At 54.8% G+C, this 15,170-nt stretch carries 15 protein-coding genes and 1 other RNA gene; 10 read left to right on the forward strand and 6 right to left on the reverse strand.

The genetic code is table 11. The annotated features are described in order from the left end of the window. Positions 1–268 precede the first annotated feature (268 nt). The 5 genes from brnQ (at position 269) to SIL79_RS10665 (ending at position 5,907) form a co-directional block, all read left to right on the forward strand. Positions 269–1,678 carry a branched-chain amino acid transport system II carrier protein gene (brnQ, locus tag SIL79_RS10645; protein ID WP_071475464.1) on the forward strand — a complete coding sequence of 470 codons (1,410 nt, stop codon included), beginning with the start codon at positions 269–271 and terminating at the stop codon, positions 1,676–1,678. A gap of 143 nt (positions 1,679–1,821) precedes the next feature. Then, complete coding sequence (gene xerD, locus SIL79_RS10650) at positions 1,822–2,766, forward strand: site-specific tyrosine recombinase XerD (RefSeq protein WP_319619967.1); 945 nt, start codon at positions 1,822–1,824, stop codon at positions 2,764–2,766. Between the two features lie 187 nt (positions 2,767–2,953). Continuing rightward, entirely contained in the window at positions 2,954–3,682 is a 729-nt protein-coding gene (gene dsbC, locus SIL79_RS10655) for a bifunctional protein-disulfide isomerase/oxidoreductase DsbC (protein WP_039034550.1), read from the forward strand. 86 nt (positions 3,683–3,768) lie between these two features. Next, positions 3,769–5,493: a single-stranded-DNA-specific exonuclease RecJ gene (recJ, locus tag SIL79_RS10660; RefSeq protein WP_319619253.1), complete on the forward strand. Its 1,725-nt coding sequence runs from the start codon at positions 3,769–3,771 to the stop codon at positions 5,491–5,493. Positions 5,494–5,592: 99 nt separating this feature from the next. Beyond that, complete coding sequence (locus SIL79_RS10665; RefSeq protein WP_039034552.1) at positions 5,593–5,907, forward strand: cupin domain-containing protein; 315 nt, start codon at positions 5,593–5,595, stop codon at positions 5,905–5,907. A gap of 94 nt (positions 5,908–6,001) precedes the next feature. On the opposite strand, the gene rpiA is transcribed toward SIL79_RS10665, so the two are convergent. After that, positions 6,002–6,658: a ribose-5-phosphate isomerase RpiA gene (gene rpiA / locus SIL79_RS10670; RefSeq protein ID WP_025008999.1), complete on the reverse strand. Its 657-nt coding sequence runs from the start codon at positions 6,656–6,658 to the stop codon at positions 6,002–6,004. 290 nt (positions 6,659–6,948) lie between these two features. Between rpiA and SIL79_RS10675 the strand changes: the two genes are divergently transcribed. Further along, complete coding sequence (locus SIL79_RS10675; protein WP_071475468.1) at positions 6,949–7,902, forward strand: DUF808 domain-containing protein; 954 nt, start codon at positions 6,949–6,951, stop codon at positions 7,900–7,902. 75 nt (positions 7,903–7,977) lie between these two features. On the opposite strand, the gene sodC is transcribed toward SIL79_RS10675, so the two are convergent. The 5 genes from sodC to zapA all read right to left on the reverse strand — a co-directional run bounded on the left by sodC (position 7,978) and on the right by zapA (position 10,414). Next, positions 7,978–8,499, reverse strand: a complete 522-nt coding sequence (gene sodC / locus SIL79_RS10680; protein ID WP_039034554.1) for a superoxide dismutase family protein — start codon at positions 8,497–8,499, stop codon at positions 7,978–7,980. Between the two features lie 212 nt (positions 8,500–8,711). Then, positions 8,712–9,170 (reverse strand): hypothetical protein, encoded by a 459-nt coding sequence (locus SIL79_RS10685; protein ID WP_319619254.1) that lies wholly within the window; start codon positions 9,168–9,170, stop codon positions 8,712–8,714. Positions 9,171–9,220: 50 nt separating this feature from the next. Continuing rightward, positions 9,221–9,877: a 5-formyltetrahydrofolate cyclo-ligase gene (locus SIL79_RS10690; RefSeq protein ID WP_319619255.1), complete on the reverse strand. Its 657-nt coding sequence runs from the start codon at positions 9,875–9,877 to the stop codon at positions 9,221–9,223. Positions 9,878–9,884: 7 nt separating this feature from the next. Next, a non-coding RNA gene (gene ssrS / locus SIL79_RS10695) (6S RNA) lies at positions 9,885–10,065 on the reverse strand. 40 nt (positions 10,066–10,105) lie between these two features. Beyond that, positions 10,106–10,414, reverse strand: coding sequence for a cell division protein ZapA (zapA, locus tag SIL79_RS10700; protein WP_039034557.1), 309 nt, complete (start codon positions 10,412–10,414; stop codon positions 10,106–10,108). Between the two features lie 273 nt (positions 10,415–10,687). On the opposite strand from zapA, the gene SIL79_RS10705 reads away from it, so the two are divergent. From SIL79_RS10705 to gcvT, 4 genes are all read left to right on the forward strand, one after another. Beyond that, positions 10,688–11,269 carry a UPF0149 family protein gene (locus tag SIL79_RS10705; RefSeq protein WP_039034573.1) on the forward strand — a complete coding sequence of 194 codons (582 nt, stop codon included), beginning with the start codon at positions 10,688–10,690 and terminating at the stop codon, positions 11,267–11,269. Positions 11,270–11,336: 67 nt separating this feature from the next. After that, positions 11,337–12,608 (forward strand): 2-octaprenyl-6-methoxyphenyl hydroxylase, encoded by a 1,272-nt coding sequence (gene ubiH / locus SIL79_RS10710; RefSeq protein WP_319619256.1) that lies wholly within the window; start codon positions 11,337–11,339, stop codon positions 12,606–12,608. A gap of 2 nt (positions 12,609–12,610) precedes the next feature. Next, on the forward strand, positions 12,611–13,822 hold the full coding sequence (locus SIL79_RS10715; RefSeq protein WP_039034558.1) for an FAD-dependent monooxygenase: 1,212 nt from the start codon (positions 12,611–12,613) through the stop codon (positions 13,820–13,822). A gap of 250 nt (positions 13,823–14,072) precedes the next feature. Next, positions 14,073–15,167, forward strand: coding sequence for a glycine cleavage system aminomethyltransferase GcvT (gcvT, locus tag SIL79_RS10720; RefSeq protein ID WP_144360963.1), 1,095 nt, complete (start codon positions 14,073–14,075; stop codon positions 15,165–15,167). The last annotated feature ends 3 nt before the right edge of the window (positions 15,168–15,170 follow it).

Genomic DNA, 15,170 nt, shown 5'->3' on the forward strand with positions numbered 1-15,170 from the left:
TATTGCGTACTTTGGTTGGGTCTGGTATTAGTGTTTCCCCTTAATTCGCAGCATTCTGCGAATTAGATCAAGGTAAAACAGTTTTAGGATAAGCAAAGCAGCGAAAACCCCTGCCATTTGTTCATAAACTCGCCAAGAATGGGCCGAATTTACCACGGATACCTGTAATAAAGGCTTTACACTCGAATAGGGCGAGCGCGGCGGCTGTTATTTCAGCTATAGCTAAAAATGTCGCAATCACTTAAGTTTATTAAAAAAACATAACAAGATGGGGCATACAGTGCACAAGACTCAATTGACACTTGGTGACACCCTGGGCCTGGGATTCATGACCTTTGCGTTTTTCCTGGGGGCGGGCAACCTGATTTTTCCTCCTTTTGCCGGACAACTGGCCGGCGACAATATGCCACTGGCCATGATTGGCTTTTTGATTACCGCCGTGGGGTTACCGCTGGCCGGCTTGATAGCTGTCGCCAAGGCGCAGGGCAAAGTGATGAAGCTGTTGCCGGCCTTTGCCGCGACAGCTCTGGCGGTGGCAATTTATATCATTATTGGCCCAGCCTTCGCGGCGCCTCGTACCGGCCTGGTGGCCTATGAGATTGGTGCGCTGCCTTTCATTCAAGACCCAGCATCGGTAGTCAATATCCTTGGACTTGAACTGAATAAGCCGCAACTATTTTATACCCTGGGATTTTTTATTGTGACTATGCTGCTGGCACTGTTTCCAGGCAAGCTGATGGATAGCATAGGCAAGGTGTTGACTCCTGTGCTGATTCTGCTGCTGGTAGGATTGGCGGTCTCGGTGATCTTGCTGCCCGGCAGTGAGGTACCGGCCGCCAGCGGCGACTATATCAAGCATCCGCTGACCAAAGGCATTATCGAAGGTTATAACACTATGGACACCTTGGCGTCCTTGATGTTCGGTATGCTGATTATCGATATTTTGCGTAACAAAGGGGTGTCTGAGCCAGGCTTACAGACCCGCTATCTGGTGCGTGCCGCCTTGGTGGCCGCTGCCGGGCTGGCATTTGTGTATGTGTCGCTGTTTTTCCTTGGGGCAACTGCCGGCGATATGGCCAAGGGCGCAGAGAGCGGTGGTCAGATCCTCACCAATTATGTGACTCATGAGTTCGGTGACATGGGGATTATCCTGCTGTCCACAGTGGTGACTCTTGCCTGTTTGACCACGGCCGTAGGCTTGGTGAGTGCCTGCTCTGACTTTTTTCAGGAGTTGATCCCGGGTGCCACTTATCGCTTTCTGGTGGTGCTGTTCAGCGTGATCTGTGCCGTGGTAGCCAACGTAGGTCTAACTCAACTGCTGGCTATCAGTATCCCCGTGTTGATGACCATCTACCCAGTGGCTATTGCTTTGGTGTTGGTGACCTTCCTGACACCGTATTTCCGCAATCCGAAATTTGCCCACAGATTGGCGCTGTCGGTGGCCTTGTTCTTCGGGATTTTTGATGCGCTTAAGGTGACTGTGGCTTCACTCAAGCCGTTGACTGAAGTTGCCGAACCCAATGGTTTGCTGTTGGCATTTGTTTCAGGGGTGGAAAGCCTGGCCCCTGTGATGTCTACTTTGCCGCTTTACGAAGAGGGCATGGCCTGGCTACCGCCAACTCTGACAGTGATGATTATCTGTCTGTTTGTCAGCCCTAAGGCAGCGCAAACGACCTGAGGAAGGTATTCACTCACAAGTTGCATCTATGCTCTGCATTGGCTTACCGGGCTGATGTAAGGCATAGTTCGCAGCAACTAACCTTAAGTCCTTTGCAAGAGCTCTGAGTGGCTGGAGTCTATTTCGAGACGGCGTTATCCTTGATGACGCCGTTTTTTATTGGAGTATTGTTTGTGGCCGCGACTTCTTCATCCGCTTATGTCCAGGATCCCTTGATTGAAGGTTTTCTCGATGATTTATGGTCCAGTAAGGGGTTGAGCGACAACACACTGGCGGCCTATCGCAATGATTTGCGCCATTTTGATCAGTACCTGCAGGGAAGAGGGCTGACGCTCAGTAGTGCCGGGCGCGAAGTGGTGCAGGATTATCTCGGTTTTCGATTCGATAAAGGGGGAGCCGAGAGCAGCAGCGCCAGGTTGAAGAGCAGCTTGCGGCGCTTTTTCGGTTTTTTGCTGCGTCGGCAACTGATAACGGAAGATCCTATGGCGCGTATCGCCTCCACCAAGCTCAAGCGCAAACTGCCCGGCAGTCTCAGCGAGGCCGAGGTGGATGCCTTGTTGGCTGAGCCCATACGGGAAGATCCGGTCGAAGCCAGAGACAAGGCGATGCTGGAGCTGTTATACGCCACCGGGCTCAGGGTCAGTGAGCTGGTGGGGTTGACGCTGGAGCAGGTGAGTCTGCGTCAGGGGCTGGTACGGATCACGGGGAAAGGCGGCAAGGAGCGTCTGGTGCCCATGGGCGAGGTGGCCGTCAGTGAAATCGAGTCCTTCCTTAAGCTGGCACGTACCGAACTGCTCGGCGGCAAACAGAGTGATGTGGTGTTTCCCTCCAAGCGTGCCCAGATGATGACCCGCCAGACCTTTTGGCACAGGATCAAGCTTTATGCGTTGCGGGCTGGTATCAGTACTGAGTTGTCGCCCCATACCCTGAGGCATGCCTTTGCCACCCATTTGCTTAACCATGGCGCTGACTTGCGGGTAGTGCAGTTGCTGCTGGGGCACAGCTCGCTGTCTACCACCCAAATCTATACCCATGTGGCCAATGCCAGGTTGCAGTCGCTACATCAACAGCATCATCCAAGAGGTTGAATAGGTTATCCCTTGTAAACCATTTGGCTTTAACGCTAATGGCCGAGAGGGGTTTGATGAGAGCAAGCTCTTGTATAAGATGGTATTAGTTGCTTTAACTGACAACAGCCTGTAACTTTTCAGCCTCTGGCCCGGTCTGATGAAAGACGATAAAACCCAATCAGGCCCAAATAAGATAGGATTTCCAATGAAGTTAACCCGTGCATTTTCCCTGTGTCTGGCGCTGGCGGTTACACCCTTTGTCGGTGCCGCCTCAGCGGCTTCCGAGCCGGGTGATCAACTGAAGCAAAAGCTCAGTGACACCTTGGGTATTGAAGTGATCTCTATGGCAGATTCACCTATCCCAGGCTTGTATCAGGCAATCACCAACCGTGGCGTACTCTATATCAGCAAAGATGGTTCCAAGCTGCTGCATGGCAATGTTTATGATCTGAACCAAGGGATGAAAAACCTCACCGAGGCGGCGCTTGCAGGCCCAAGACTCGAGATGCTCAAGCCATTTGAAGACAAGATGCTGGTCTACAAGGCCAAGAACGAAAAGCATGTGGTGACTGTCTTTACCGATATCACCTGTGGTTATTGCCGTAAGCTGCATAACCAGATGCAGGAATACAACGATTTGGGGATAACAGTGCGCTATCTGGCCTATCCCCGTCAGGGCGTGCCTTCACCCAACGCCGAGGAGATGGAAGCGGTTTGGTGTGCCAAGGACCCTCACAAGGCCATGGATGACGCCAAGGCCGGCAAGAGTATCAAAATGGCCAAGTGCGATGCCAATATTCCTGGGCAGTATCAACTGGGGATGAGTTTCGGCATCAATGGTACTCCGGCGGTTATCCTCGAAGATGGCAGCCTGATCCCGGGTTATCAGCCACCGAAAGAGTTGTTGTATAATCTTGAGCGTGCTCAGCAGTAATCGAAAAATCCCATTCAAAAAGGCGAGCAACCCACTCGCCTTTTTGTTATCTTGCCCGCCAAAGCCATTTTCAAGAATAACCCACAGTGATCCACAAAATCGTCCGTCGTCCCAGGGTGGACGACAGCCATTTACCCGCTAATTTGCACCCGCTTTTAAAACAGATTTACGCCAGTCGCGGCGTTCAGGCTCCCGAGTGCGAACTGGTGCTCAAGCGTCTGCTCAGGTCGGATACCATGCTGGGCTTGCAGCAAGGGGCCGAGCTGGTGGCCGATGCCATCGCCGCCAACCGCCGTATTCTGATCATGGGTGATTTCGATGCCGATGGCGCCACCTCCACCAGTGTGTGTCTGTTGGCGCTCAGAATGATGGGAATGGAAAACTGTGATTATCTGATCCCCAATCGTTTCGATTATGGTTATGGCCTCAGCCCTGAAATAGTGGCGGTGGCGCACGGCAAGGGCGCCGAGTTGCTGATCACTGTCGATAACGGTATTTCCTCCATCGAAGGCGTCAGGGCCGCCAAGGCGCTGGGGATGACGGTTGTCATCACAGATCACCATTTGCCGGGCAATGAATTACCCGAGGCCGATGCCATTATTAACCCCAACCAACCCGGTTGCAGCTTCGCTTCCAAGTCGATTGCCGGGGTCGGGGTGGCTTTCTATCTGATGTTGGCACTGCGGGCCGAGCTGAGAAAACGTCACTGGTTTGTTAATCATGCCTTGGCCGAGCCCAACTTGAGCGTATTGCTGGACTTGGTGGCCTTGGGCACTGTGGCCGATGTGGTGTCGCTCGATGCCAACAACCGTATTCTGGTGGACGCGGGTATCAAACGGGTGCGAAACGGCGCCTGTCGCCCGGGGATCACCGCCTTGCTGGAAGTGGCCCGCCGCAATCCGGCGCGTTTGGTGGCCGCCGATTTCGGCTTTGCGGTTGGCCCCAGACTTAATGCCGCCGGAAGGCTGGATGAAATGGCGCTCGGGGTTGAAACCCTCTTGTGCGATGACATGCTCAAGGCGAGAAGAATGGCGGCCGAGCTTGATGGCCTCAACGCCGAGCGCCGCGAGCTGGAAACCGGCATGCAGCAAGAAGCGATGAAGAGCCTGGAGGCGCTGCAGCTCAAAGAGAGTGAACAGCCCTGGGGTATTGCCCTGTATCAGCCGGACTGGCATCAGGGGGTGATAGGCATTCTGGCTTCCCGGATTAAAGACAGGTTCCACCGCCCGGTAATCGCCTTTGCCGAAGCCAGCGACACTGAAATCAAGGGCTCGGCTCGCTCCATCAAGGGGCTGCATATGCGCGATCTGCTGGAGCTTATCAATGCCCGTCATCCCGGGATGATCCTCAAGTTCGGTGGTCATGCCATGGCCGCCGGGCTTTCGTTGCGTAAGGATGCCTTCGAGCAGTTTGCCGCGGCCTTTGACACCTGTGTCCGTGAGCTGCTGACCCTGGAAGATCTCAATGGCGAGCTGTTCTCCGACGGTGAATTGCCGCTTGAATGTTTTACCTTGGATACGGCGCAGCTGCTCAGAGATGCCGGTCCCTGGGGCCAGGCCTTCCCCGAGCCGCTATTTGATGGCCATTTCAGAATTCTGCAGCAAAGACTGGTGGCAGAGAAACATCTTAAACTGGTGCTGGAGACTGAGTGCGGCCGGATCATGGCCGATGCAATCGCCTTCAATGTGGATCTCAAGACCTGGCCCGATGCCAGCATCAATCATGTGCGCCTGCTGTATAAGCTGGATGTGAACGAGTTTCGCGGCAACAGTAACCTGCAGTTGCTGGTTGAGCAGCTGGAGCCCCTGTAAAACAAGCAGTAAAACAGGCAGTAAAACCAAGTGCACACCGGGAGTCTATTTAAGATAGAGATAGGCTGAGTAACGGCTCATATGTCGCAGGAGAGCAAGATGAACAATCTGTTTGCCAACTTACCCAAGCAGCTTGATGCCGAGCAGTTTGACGCGCTCTTGGCCACGCCGGATCTTAAAATTGAGCGCATTCTGTCCCACGGTCAGGTAACGCCCGAAGGGCAATGGTACGATCAAGCACAGCATGAATGGGTATTGTTGCTGCAAGGCGCCGCCCGGCTGCAGTATGAAGATGGTTCAGAAGTGAGCCTGAACCCGGGGGACTGGCTCAATATCCCCGCTCATGTGCGCCACAGAGTCAGTTGGACCGCCGAGGAGCAAACTACTGTCTGGTTGGCTATTTTTTACTCCTGAGCCGACTGTTCTTGCTTTGCTCTTGCCCTGCAATCTGCTTAAATTTTTACAAAAAAGCCGCCTGCTGGCGGCTTTTGGCATTCAAGCTTAGGGCTTACTTGATGGTTTTAACCCCTTCTGGGGTGCCCACCAGGAGCACATCGGCACCACGGTTGGCGAACAGACCATTGGTCACTACGCCCACTATGGCATTAATCTGCACTTCCAGCTCTTTGGGATTCAGTATCTTCAGGTTATAGACATCCAGAATGACGTTGCCGTTATCTGTTACCACACCTTCACGATAGACAGGATCGCCACCCAGTTTAACCAGCTCACGGGCTACGTAGGAGCGGGCCATGGGGATCACTTCTACCGGCAGCGGGAAGTTGCCCAGCACATCGACTTGCTTGGTGTTATCAACGATACAGATAAACTTGTCGGCCACGGCCGCAACTATCTTTTCCCGGGTCAGCGCGGCGCCGCCACCCTTGATCATGTCCATATGGCCGTTGATTTCATCGGCGCCATCGACATAGACAGACAGCTTATCTACTGAATTGAGATCAAACACAGGGATCCCCAACTGTTTGAGTTTGGCGGTGGAGGCTTCAGAGCTGGAAACCGCGCCTTCAATATCGGCCTTTATCGTAGCCAGAGCATCGATAAAGTGGTTGACTGTAGAGCCGGTGCCTACGCCAACTATGCTGTCTTTCTCGACATATTCCAGCGCCGCCCAACCGGCCGCTTTCTTCATTTCATCTTGGGTCATAATGCCATCCTGTTGATTCTGACAAATTCACTTGAACTTGCCCTAGTATACTCCGAGTTGTAGTGAAAAGTGCCGCTCAATCTTGTCCTGAAGAATAGTTCTTGAAGAACAACATAGGTTAAGCATTTTTTACTGTGGTGGCATGCGCCCCTGCGCTACTATACGGCCAGGGGGGAACGGCCAGGCTGATGTGGCAGTACTGCGCTGAAAAAGTGCACAGGTGCCGCTTGAATATGTCGCATACCGAACCTATTTAGAGCGCAAAATTGACCTGGTTTAAGGAGATTTAAATGGCTGGAGCGAGTCTACTGACTCTTTTGGATGATATTGCCACCATCCTGGATGATGTGGCGGTAATGAGTAAGGTTGCTGCCAAGAAAACTGCCGGGGTATTGGGGGACGATCTGGCGCTCAATGCGCAGCAGGTAACAGGGATCAGCGCCGAGCGGGAGCTGCCCGTGGTATGGGCCGTTGCCAAGGGCTCTTTTCGCAACAAGCTTATTCTGGTGCCGGCAGCCTTGCTGATCAGCGCCTTTATACCCTGGGCCGTTACACCGCTATTGATGTTCGGTGGCTTGTTTCTCTGCTTTGAAGGCTTTGAAAAACTCTGGCACAAGGCCAGTCACAGCAAGGCTTCTGCCGAAGCAGACGATGAAGCCGTCATCGAAGCTGCCATGAAAGAGGTCGAGGATATTCGCGCCTGGGAGGCACAGAAAGTCAAAGGGGCGATACGTACCGACTTTGTGTTATCGGCGGAAATCATCGCCATCACCTTAGGGATTGTGGCGGAAAAAGCCTTTATGACCCAGTTGGCCACTCTGTCTATCATTGCCGTGGTCATGACTATCGGGGTCTATGGCTTGGTGGCCGGTATCGTTAAGCTGGATGACGCCGGGCTGTATCTCTCAAGGCGTAGAGGCGAAGGTTTTTGGGCCCATAACCTCAGACGCCTAGGACTTGTGCTGGTCAGCGCCGCGCCCAAGCTGATGAAGCTGCTCACCATAGTAGGTACCGCTGCCATGTTTATGGTGGGGGGCGGTATTCTCACTCATGGCCTGCATTGGGTCAGTGAGCAGATAACCCATGTTGCCAACTGGGTAGGCTCTCTGGCTGTGGCCGGCCCTGTGCTGGCAGCGCTGACACCTACCTTGCTCAACGCCCTGTTCGGCATTTTGGCCGGTGCTATCGCCGTGGCCTTGATGAGTATGGTGGCGCGTTTAAGAGGCAAGGGCGAAAGCCACTAAAAAAGCCAAGCTATAGGTTCCGGAATTGTAATAAAAAACGCGGCTCAAGAGCCGCGTTTTTGTGTTAGGTGTGGCTCAGTTAATCACGCCACAGGCCATGCGGGCGCCACCGCCGCCCAGTGGTGCCGGGTGATCTGAATGGTTATCGCCTCCCATGTGGATCATCAGCGCTTTGCCCTTGACGTCGGCCAGTTTCAACCTTGGTGCCAACACAGGTGTGGAAGCCATGCCGTCAGCATCGACATAGAGCGGTGGCAGATCGCCCTTGTGATTGTCATCTGTCCAGGGATAACCGTGCTTGCCGCTGCCATCAGGGTCGAAGTGACCTCCGGCCGCACCGCCCAATACCGTCTTGCCGTCTTTGCTGCTGGTGTCACAACTGCCATTTTGATGCACATGGAAGCCGTGAACGCCGGGTGTGAGTTGCTTAAGATTGGGGGTTAACACCAGGCCGTAGGCAGAATCACTGAGACTGATGCTGCCTATGGGGCTTGGGCCACCTGCCGACAGTAATGAGATGCTGACCTCTTCGGCGGCCAGTTGTGATGCGGCAAACACCAGTGATAAACAACCCGGGATCAGGATGGACTTTTTCATCGCTTGTTCTCTCCTTTGAGTGGAATTCCAAAAACGACAAGGCCGACTCGGCGGCATGATAATGAGCTGCATATATGGCTTTCAGCATAGAAGTCGTTTGGACAGAGTGCCAGCAGGGCGGACGTTATTAACCTGCCCTGAGATTCAAGCCAACGCCATAGGAGGATTTGCCAAGATATTCAGTAACAGCAATAACCGCCAGGAGCCAGGTCTCAGTGTTGCTCCAGCTTCGCCTGCCACAGGGCGCTTTGCTCCATGGAAGTCAGTGAACGGCGGGCGCAGTAAAGGCTGATACCACAGCAAAGCGGCACTATCAGGAGATCCGAGGCATGAAAGCGCAGTAACAACCAGAGTGCCAGGCTATAAAGCAGTAGCGTAATCAGTGGAACCGGCAGCAAAAGCTGCCACTCGAAACACTTCCCCAGCCATCTGGCCCCCAGGCCCACAGCCACCGCCGGCAGCATATACAGCCAAACCAGAGTGCTGTTGCTGCTGGCCATAAATAGAAACAGCCACACAGCAAGAATGGCACCCAGCAAGGCGCCGAGCAGCGCCTTGGGTTGTGACTGTTGCCGGCGCATATTTTTATAGGTTTCCCGCTGCATCTGCTGCTTAACCTTGGCCCGCTGGGCACTGTCTGGTCTATCAAGGCTGCGATACTGACGTGCCATACTTGCTTACTCCGCGACTTCTCAGGCTGACGTTATACCATTTTTTCGGGTCAAGACTCAGCCGTCAAAGTGTTGAAGCTATGCAGCTTGTCCGGGGTAACGATAAAGGGCAGCGGGATATCCCAGGGGGCGAGGGGCAGGGAGTCCACCAACTGCAGGGTATGGGCAAAGCCGACCGCCAGTAATGGCACAGTTCGGTCTCCTTGCTGCGCCGCGGCCAGTGTTCTGTCGTAGAAGCCGCCGCCCATGCCCATACGGTTGCCCTGGACGTCGAAGGCCACCAATGGCGTGAGGATGAGATCCAGTTCAGCCAAGGGCACCAGACTGCGGATATCCAGCCTGGGCTCGGGGATACCAAAGCGGTTGGCGTGCAGTTCACTGGAGAGTTGATAACGCAGAAACAGTAAACGCCCCGGGGCAAAGGGATGAATGATCGGCAGACAAGTGGTGATTCCCCGTTGCCATAGCGCTTCGATAAGGGGAGCTGTGTCCAGCTCGCCGTCACAGCTAAAGTAGAGGGCGACTGTCTTGATGGCTCTGCCTTGGGCGCTCAGTTCATCGAGCAAGGTTAGAAACTGCTCACAACCCTTGAGGGCGGCGACATGCTGCTCGGCTTCGGGAATGGTCCTGCGGGCATGGCGAATAGCCTGCCTGAGCGTCTTGCAACGCCCATCACGGGTTTGGCTGCTTGAGTCTGTGTGGGTCATAAAGAGGATGCTCCCCAGAATGTCGATGCCGGTGTAGCCCTTGAACCGTAGGTTCAAGGCGGGTAAATGATTACCTCCTAAGGCTTCTCGGTTCGCGCCGAGCATGCACAATGTCAGTAAAACATTCACCCTGAGATTAAAAATATCGGCACAGGGACATTACCAGCTGTCGCACACCCCAGGGAGCAAATTCTGGGTCGAACCTGTGAGGGTTCGTGCTATTTCAGTTTAATCCTCTCTTGCGCTTCGCTCAACCAATGCGTGCTCAAGAGTGGATTGCAGCAAACGGATCCTATCATCCATTTGGCTCATATAATCTTGATTCTTCCGCTGCTCTTCATAGAGCTCATAGCCTATGTTGAGTGCGGCCATCAAAGCCATTTCCTCGCGGCTGATGGCGTTGGTGCGGGCCTTTATCTTGCCCAGTTGCAGCTCCAATTTCTGCGCCACCGCTTGCAGTGCCTGTTCCTGACCCGGGGGACAGGCGATGGAGTAGGTGCGCCCCAACAGGGTGATATCTATGGCACTGTTACTCATCTTCCGCACGGGATCCTTTTCTTTGGCTCTGTGGCGGAATATATCTAGCTCAGCGTTAAAGTGCAAGACAAGCGCCGCTTTGTTGCATCGGATGCTGTTTCTATGAGCTTCCCTGGCACAAAATCCCGGCAGGAGAGCAGGAGATAAACGGCGAAGCCTGGATGCATTGCCAAATGCACGACCTGGCTCGCAGCTTGGGTAAGATTCCAGTCTTGGTCGCCATCCCTAACTCTGCTAGCATGACGGGGGTAAATTCAATACTTGGACAGCTTTATGGCAACCCCACCCTCATTACGTATCGAAAGCCTGCGCAGTGCGCTCGACAACGCCGACATAGGTCAGCATCCGGTTGAAGTGCATGGCGCCTTGGTGGGCCTGATTTGTGGCGGCGTGTCACAGCAGGAGCAGGCCTGGTATCAGCCCTTGCTCGAGCTGATGAACGACGGCCAGCGACTGCCCGACGAACTGACACAACTGATAACCGAACTTTTTGGTGACACAGTCAATCGACTGCAGGATCCCGACTTTGGCTTCACCCTGCTGCTGCCGGAAGAGGAAGAACCTCTGACTGTGCGGGTAGAGGCGCTCTCGCTCTGGACCCAGAGCTTCCTCACTGGTATCGCCATTATTCAACCGGGTTTGAATCAGGCGTCGGAAGATGTCCGTGAAGTGATCAAAGATCTGGCAGAAATTGCCCAGGTAGAGTTCGATGTTGCCGACGATGACGAATCTGAAAGTGCATATCTCGAGCTGCTGGAGTTTGTTCGGATGGCCGCCATTCTCTGCTATTCAGAGTTCGGCCCAGAGTTGCCTGATCTCGACGCCGAAACACCAGACAATAATACGCTGCATTGACAGGGCGCCCGTTCGCCCTGTCATTTTCTGTGACGGCACCCATTGAGCGTGCCTGAGTAGAGGAAAGATGAACCCGCAAGTTGACGCCCAAGCTGTGAGTCAGGAGTGCACTGAGCTGGATATCGCCATTGTCGGTGGTGCCATGGCCGGTGCCACCCTGGCATTGGGGCTGGCCTCCCTGGCCAGGAAACTCTCCCGTCCGCTGAAAATTGCCGTTATCGAGGCCTTCGATCCCGCCAAGCAACATCCTGGTTTCGATGCCCGCTCCATCGCCATAGCCAATGGCTCAGTGTTTGAACTCAAGCGCCTCGGCATCTGGCCTTTGCTGGCAGACCTAGGCACGGCGATAACCGATATTCATGTCTCGGATCGCGGCCATTTCGGCATGACAGAGCTCAATGCCGAGCAGTTTGCGCTGGACTCCCTCGGCCAGGTGGTGGAACTCGAGCGGGTCGGTCAGAGGCTGTTTAGCGCCATCGGCAACAGTGATATCCAGCTTTATTGCCCGGCGCGTCTCGAGAAGCTGCAAACTTCGGCTGCGGGCCATAGTTTGACGCTCAGTAACGGTCAGCGGCTTTCCTGCCGTTTATTGCTGGCGGCAGATGGGGTTAACTCCTCGGTGCGTGCCCAGCAGCAACAGGTGTTGCAGCAGTTTGAGTTTGGCCAGAGCGCGGTTATCGCCAATATTGCTACCGACAAGCCTCATAATGGCATGGCCTGGGAACGCTTCACCGAGCACGGCCCGCTGGCACTGCTGCCTATGGGTGACAGCGACGGCCAGGCCCGGCTCTCCCTGGTGTGGGCCTTGCCCCATGAAGAGGCCGAGCGGGTGCAGGCTTTGCCGCAGGCCGAGTTTTTGCAGCAGCTGCAACAGGCCTTCGGCTATCGAGCCGGGCGTTTTGTGGCCGTGGGTGAGCGTCACCGTTACCCACTGAGCCTCTCTTACATGCCAAGGCCCATCTATCACCGCACGCTTTATTTGGGCAATGCCGCCCAGACTCTGCACCCGATAGCCGGGCAGGGCTTTAATCTGGGGCTCAGGGATCTAGTCACTGTGCTGGAAACGCTGGAGCCGGTATTGGCCGAAGGCGCTGACCCAGGCGCAGCCCAGGTGCTGCATGCCTATCATGCTGCCCGTGAGCAGGACAGACGCCAGACCATCAACAATATCGAGTTTCTGGTGCGCGGTTTTTCCAACAACTACTGGCCGCTGGTGGCCGGACGTAATTTGGGACTCAGGATCCTCTCCTGGTGTCCACCTCTCAAGACCCCGGTGGCCCACAGAGCCATGGGGTGGCACAGGCAATCGGCTGCTTGTTTGTTTTCCAGGAGTCAGTGACGATGAATTTCCAAAGCTATGATGTGGCCGTGGTTGGCGGCGGTATGGTGGGACTGGCAACGGCCTGCGGTCTGGAACAGGCCGGGCTCAAGGTGGTGGTGATAGATGCCGCCGGTGCTGCGCCGGTCGAGGGCGCGCCGCGCCTGAGGGTCAGTGCCATCAATAAGGCCAGCCAGGCGCTGCTCGAACACTTGGGGGCCTGGGCCTATCTGGATAAGTCCCGCCTCGGGCCATACAGTAAGATGGATGTCTGGGAAAAAGACGGCATGGGGCGCATTCAGTTTGATGCCCAGAGCCAGTGTGAGACTTCCCTTGGCACCATAATCGAAAACGATGCCATTCACTACGCCCTGGCCCAGCGGGCCGCAGAGCTGGAACAGCTGACGCTGCTGGAACATACCCGGCTTGAGCGTATCGCCTTTGGTGAGCGTGAAGCCTGGCTGACGCTGGATAACGGCGATAACCTCAGTGCCGCCCTGGTGGTGGCTGCCGATGGCGCCAACTCCTGGGTTCGTCAACAGTGCCAGATCCCACTGACTTTTTGGGATTACGGCCATCACGCCATAGTCGCCAGTATTCGCACTCAATTGCCCCATGGTGACTGTGCCCGTCAGGTGTTCAGTGCCGATGGCCCGCTGGCGTTTCTGCCGCTTTATGAGAGCGACCTCTGTTCCATCGTCTGGTCGGTGCCGCCGCAAAAGGCCGAAGCCTTACTGGCTTTGGATGATGAGGCCTTCTCCCGGGCGCTGACCGCCGCCTTCGATGGCCGCCTGGGCCTGTGTCAGCTGGAGAGTGAACGCCGGAGTGTTCCGCTGCGGATGCGTTACGCGCGCCATTTCGCCCGCCATCGTTTGCTGCTGGCCGGCGATGCGGCGCACACCATACATCCGTTAGCGGGGCAGGGGGTTAACCTGGGTTTCCTCGATGCCGGCGCCATAGTGGAAACCGTGGCGGCATTGCACGGTGAAGGCAAGGATATCGGCGCCTATGGCGAGCTGCGCGCCCTTGAGCGCTGGCGCAAGGCAGAGGCGATGGAGATGATAGCCGCTATGGAGGGGTTCAAGCGGCTGTTTGCCGGCAGTAATCCTCTGAAGAAGGCGATTCGCGATCTCGGTCTCAACTTGGTGGACAATGTCGCTGGGCTGAAAACTGTGTTCATGCAACAGGCCATGGGACACAAATTCAAGCTGCCGCGTCTGTGCCGTCCTGAATAATCTTCATCCTCGGTTAGCCGTATGTGAAGGGAAACGCCCAAAAACAGTCGCTTTTGGGCGTTTTTTATACTCAAGCTGTGATTTGCTGTAAAAAAATTACAGGCAAACCATGAGAAAAATTAATCTATTGTAGTTCGGATTAGAAAAATCACTTATATACAAATTTGTGACGCAGGGTATAATTTCGCTGCATTTTAACTCAGTGTTGCCCCTGGGTGACACTGTAAAGCCCCGACTAGAAGGGATAACAATGGCTAATAAAACTGTACTCTTTAACAAGCACTTGGAAGCCAATGCCAAGATGGTTGATTTTCATGGTTGGGAGATGCCACTCAACTATGGTTCGCAGATAGAAGAACATCACGCAGTGCGTCAGGACGCCGGTATGTTCGACGTTTCCCATATGACGGTTGTTGATGTTAGCGGCAGCGACGCCAAAGCCTTCCTGCGTAAACTGCTGGCCAACGATATCGCCAAACTCAAGGTCTCCGGCAAGGCGCTGTACAGCGGCATGCTGAACCATGAAGCCGGGGTGATTGACGATCTGATCACTTATTATCTCGATGACACCCATTACCGGGTTGTTGTCAACTCAGCCACCCGCGACAAAGATCTCGCCTGGATTGCCGAGCAGTCCAAGCCCTATGATGTCACAGTGACCGAGCGTCCTGAGCTGGCGATGATTGCCGTGCAGGGCCCTAACGCCAAGGCCAAAACCGCTACTGTGTTCACTGCCGAGCAAAACGCGGCCGTTGAAGGTATGAAGCCTTTCTTCGGTGTGCAGGCGGGCAACCTGTTTGTGGCCACCACAGGCTATACAGGTGAAGAAGGTTACGAAATTACCGTGCCGGCAGAAGAAGCCGAAGCCTTGTGGCAAGCGCTGCTTGAGGCCGGTGTTAAGCCATGTGGCCTGGGCGCACGCGATACGCTGCGCCTGGAAGCCGGGATGAACCTCTATGGTCAGGACATGGACGAAACCGTTAACCCATTGGCTGCCAACATGGGCTGGACCATAGCCTGGGAACCGAGCGACCGTGATTTTATCGGTCGTGAAGCCCTGACCGCCATCAAAGCGGCCGGAGCCGACAAGTTTATCGGTTTGGTGATGGAGCAAAAAGGCGTGCTGCGCCACGGCATGCCGGTATTCTTCACTGACGCCAACGGCCAAGAGCAGGAAGGCGTGATCACCAGTGGTACATTCTCACCGACATTGGGCTATTCTATTGCGATGGCCCGGGTACCGAACTCCATAGGGGATACGGCCGAAGTCGAAATGCGCAAGAAGCGCGTCGCTGTTAAAGTAGTGGCGCCAGGCTTTGTGCGTAACGGTAAACAAGCATTCTAAAAC

It is taken from the genome of Shewanella indica (assembly GCF_033842865.1).
Lineage (GTDB): Bacteria > Pseudomonadota > Gammaproteobacteria > Enterobacterales > Shewanellaceae > Shewanella > Shewanella indica.

Bases quoted from the DNA above. Each gene is read 5' to 3' on its own strand.
- SIL79_RS10715 (WP_039034558.1), top strand. From the start codon at position 12,611: ATGAATTTCCAAAGCTATGATGTGGCCGTGGTTGGCGGCGGTATGGTG.
- SIL79_RS10705 (WP_039034573.1), top strand. From the start codon at position 10,688: ATGGCAACCCCACCCTCATTACGTATCGAAAGCCTGCGCAGTGCGCTC.
- SIL79_RS10685 (WP_319619254.1), bottom strand. From the start codon at position 9,170: ATGGCACGTCAGTATCGCAGCCTTGATAGACCAGACAGTGCCCAGCGG.
- brnQ (WP_071475464.1), top strand. From the start codon at position 269: ATGGGGCATACAGTGCACAAGACTCAATTGACACTTGGTGACACCCTG.
- gcvT (WP_144360963.1), top strand. From the start codon at position 14,073: ATGGCTAATAAAACTGTACTCTTTAACAAGCACTTGGAAGCCAATGCC.
- xerD (WP_319619967.1), top strand. From the start codon at position 1,822: ATGACGCCGTTTTTTATTGGAGTATTGTTTGTGGCCGCGACTTCTTCA.
- SIL79_RS10665 (WP_039034552.1), top strand. From the start codon at position 5,593: ATGAACAATCTGTTTGCCAACTTACCCAAGCAGCTTGATGCCGAGCAG.
- SIL79_RS10690 (WP_319619255.1), bottom strand. From the start codon at position 9,877: ATGACCCACACAGACTCAAGCAGCCAAACCCGTGATGGGCGTTGCAAG.
- SIL79_RS10675 (WP_071475468.1), top strand. From the start codon at position 6,949: ATGGCTGGAGCGAGTCTACTGACTCTTTTGGATGATATTGCCACCATC.
- rpiA (WP_025008999.1), bottom strand. From the start codon at position 6,658: ATGACCCAAGATGAAATGAAGAAAGCGGCCGGTTGGGCGGCGCTGGAA.
- dsbC (WP_039034550.1), top strand. From the start codon at position 2,954: ATGAAGTTAACCCGTGCATTTTCCCTGTGTCTGGCGCTGGCGGTTACA.
- sodC (WP_039034554.1), bottom strand. From the start codon at position 8,499: ATGAAAAAGTCCATCCTGATCCCGGGTTGTTTATCACTGGTGTTTGCC.
- zapA (WP_039034557.1), bottom strand. From the start codon at position 10,414: ATGAGTAACAGTGCCATAGATATCACCCTGTTGGGGCGCACCTACTCC.
- ubiH (WP_319619256.1), top strand. From the start codon at position 11,337: ATGAACCCGCAAGTTGACGCCCAAGCTGTGAGTCAGGAGTGCACTGAG.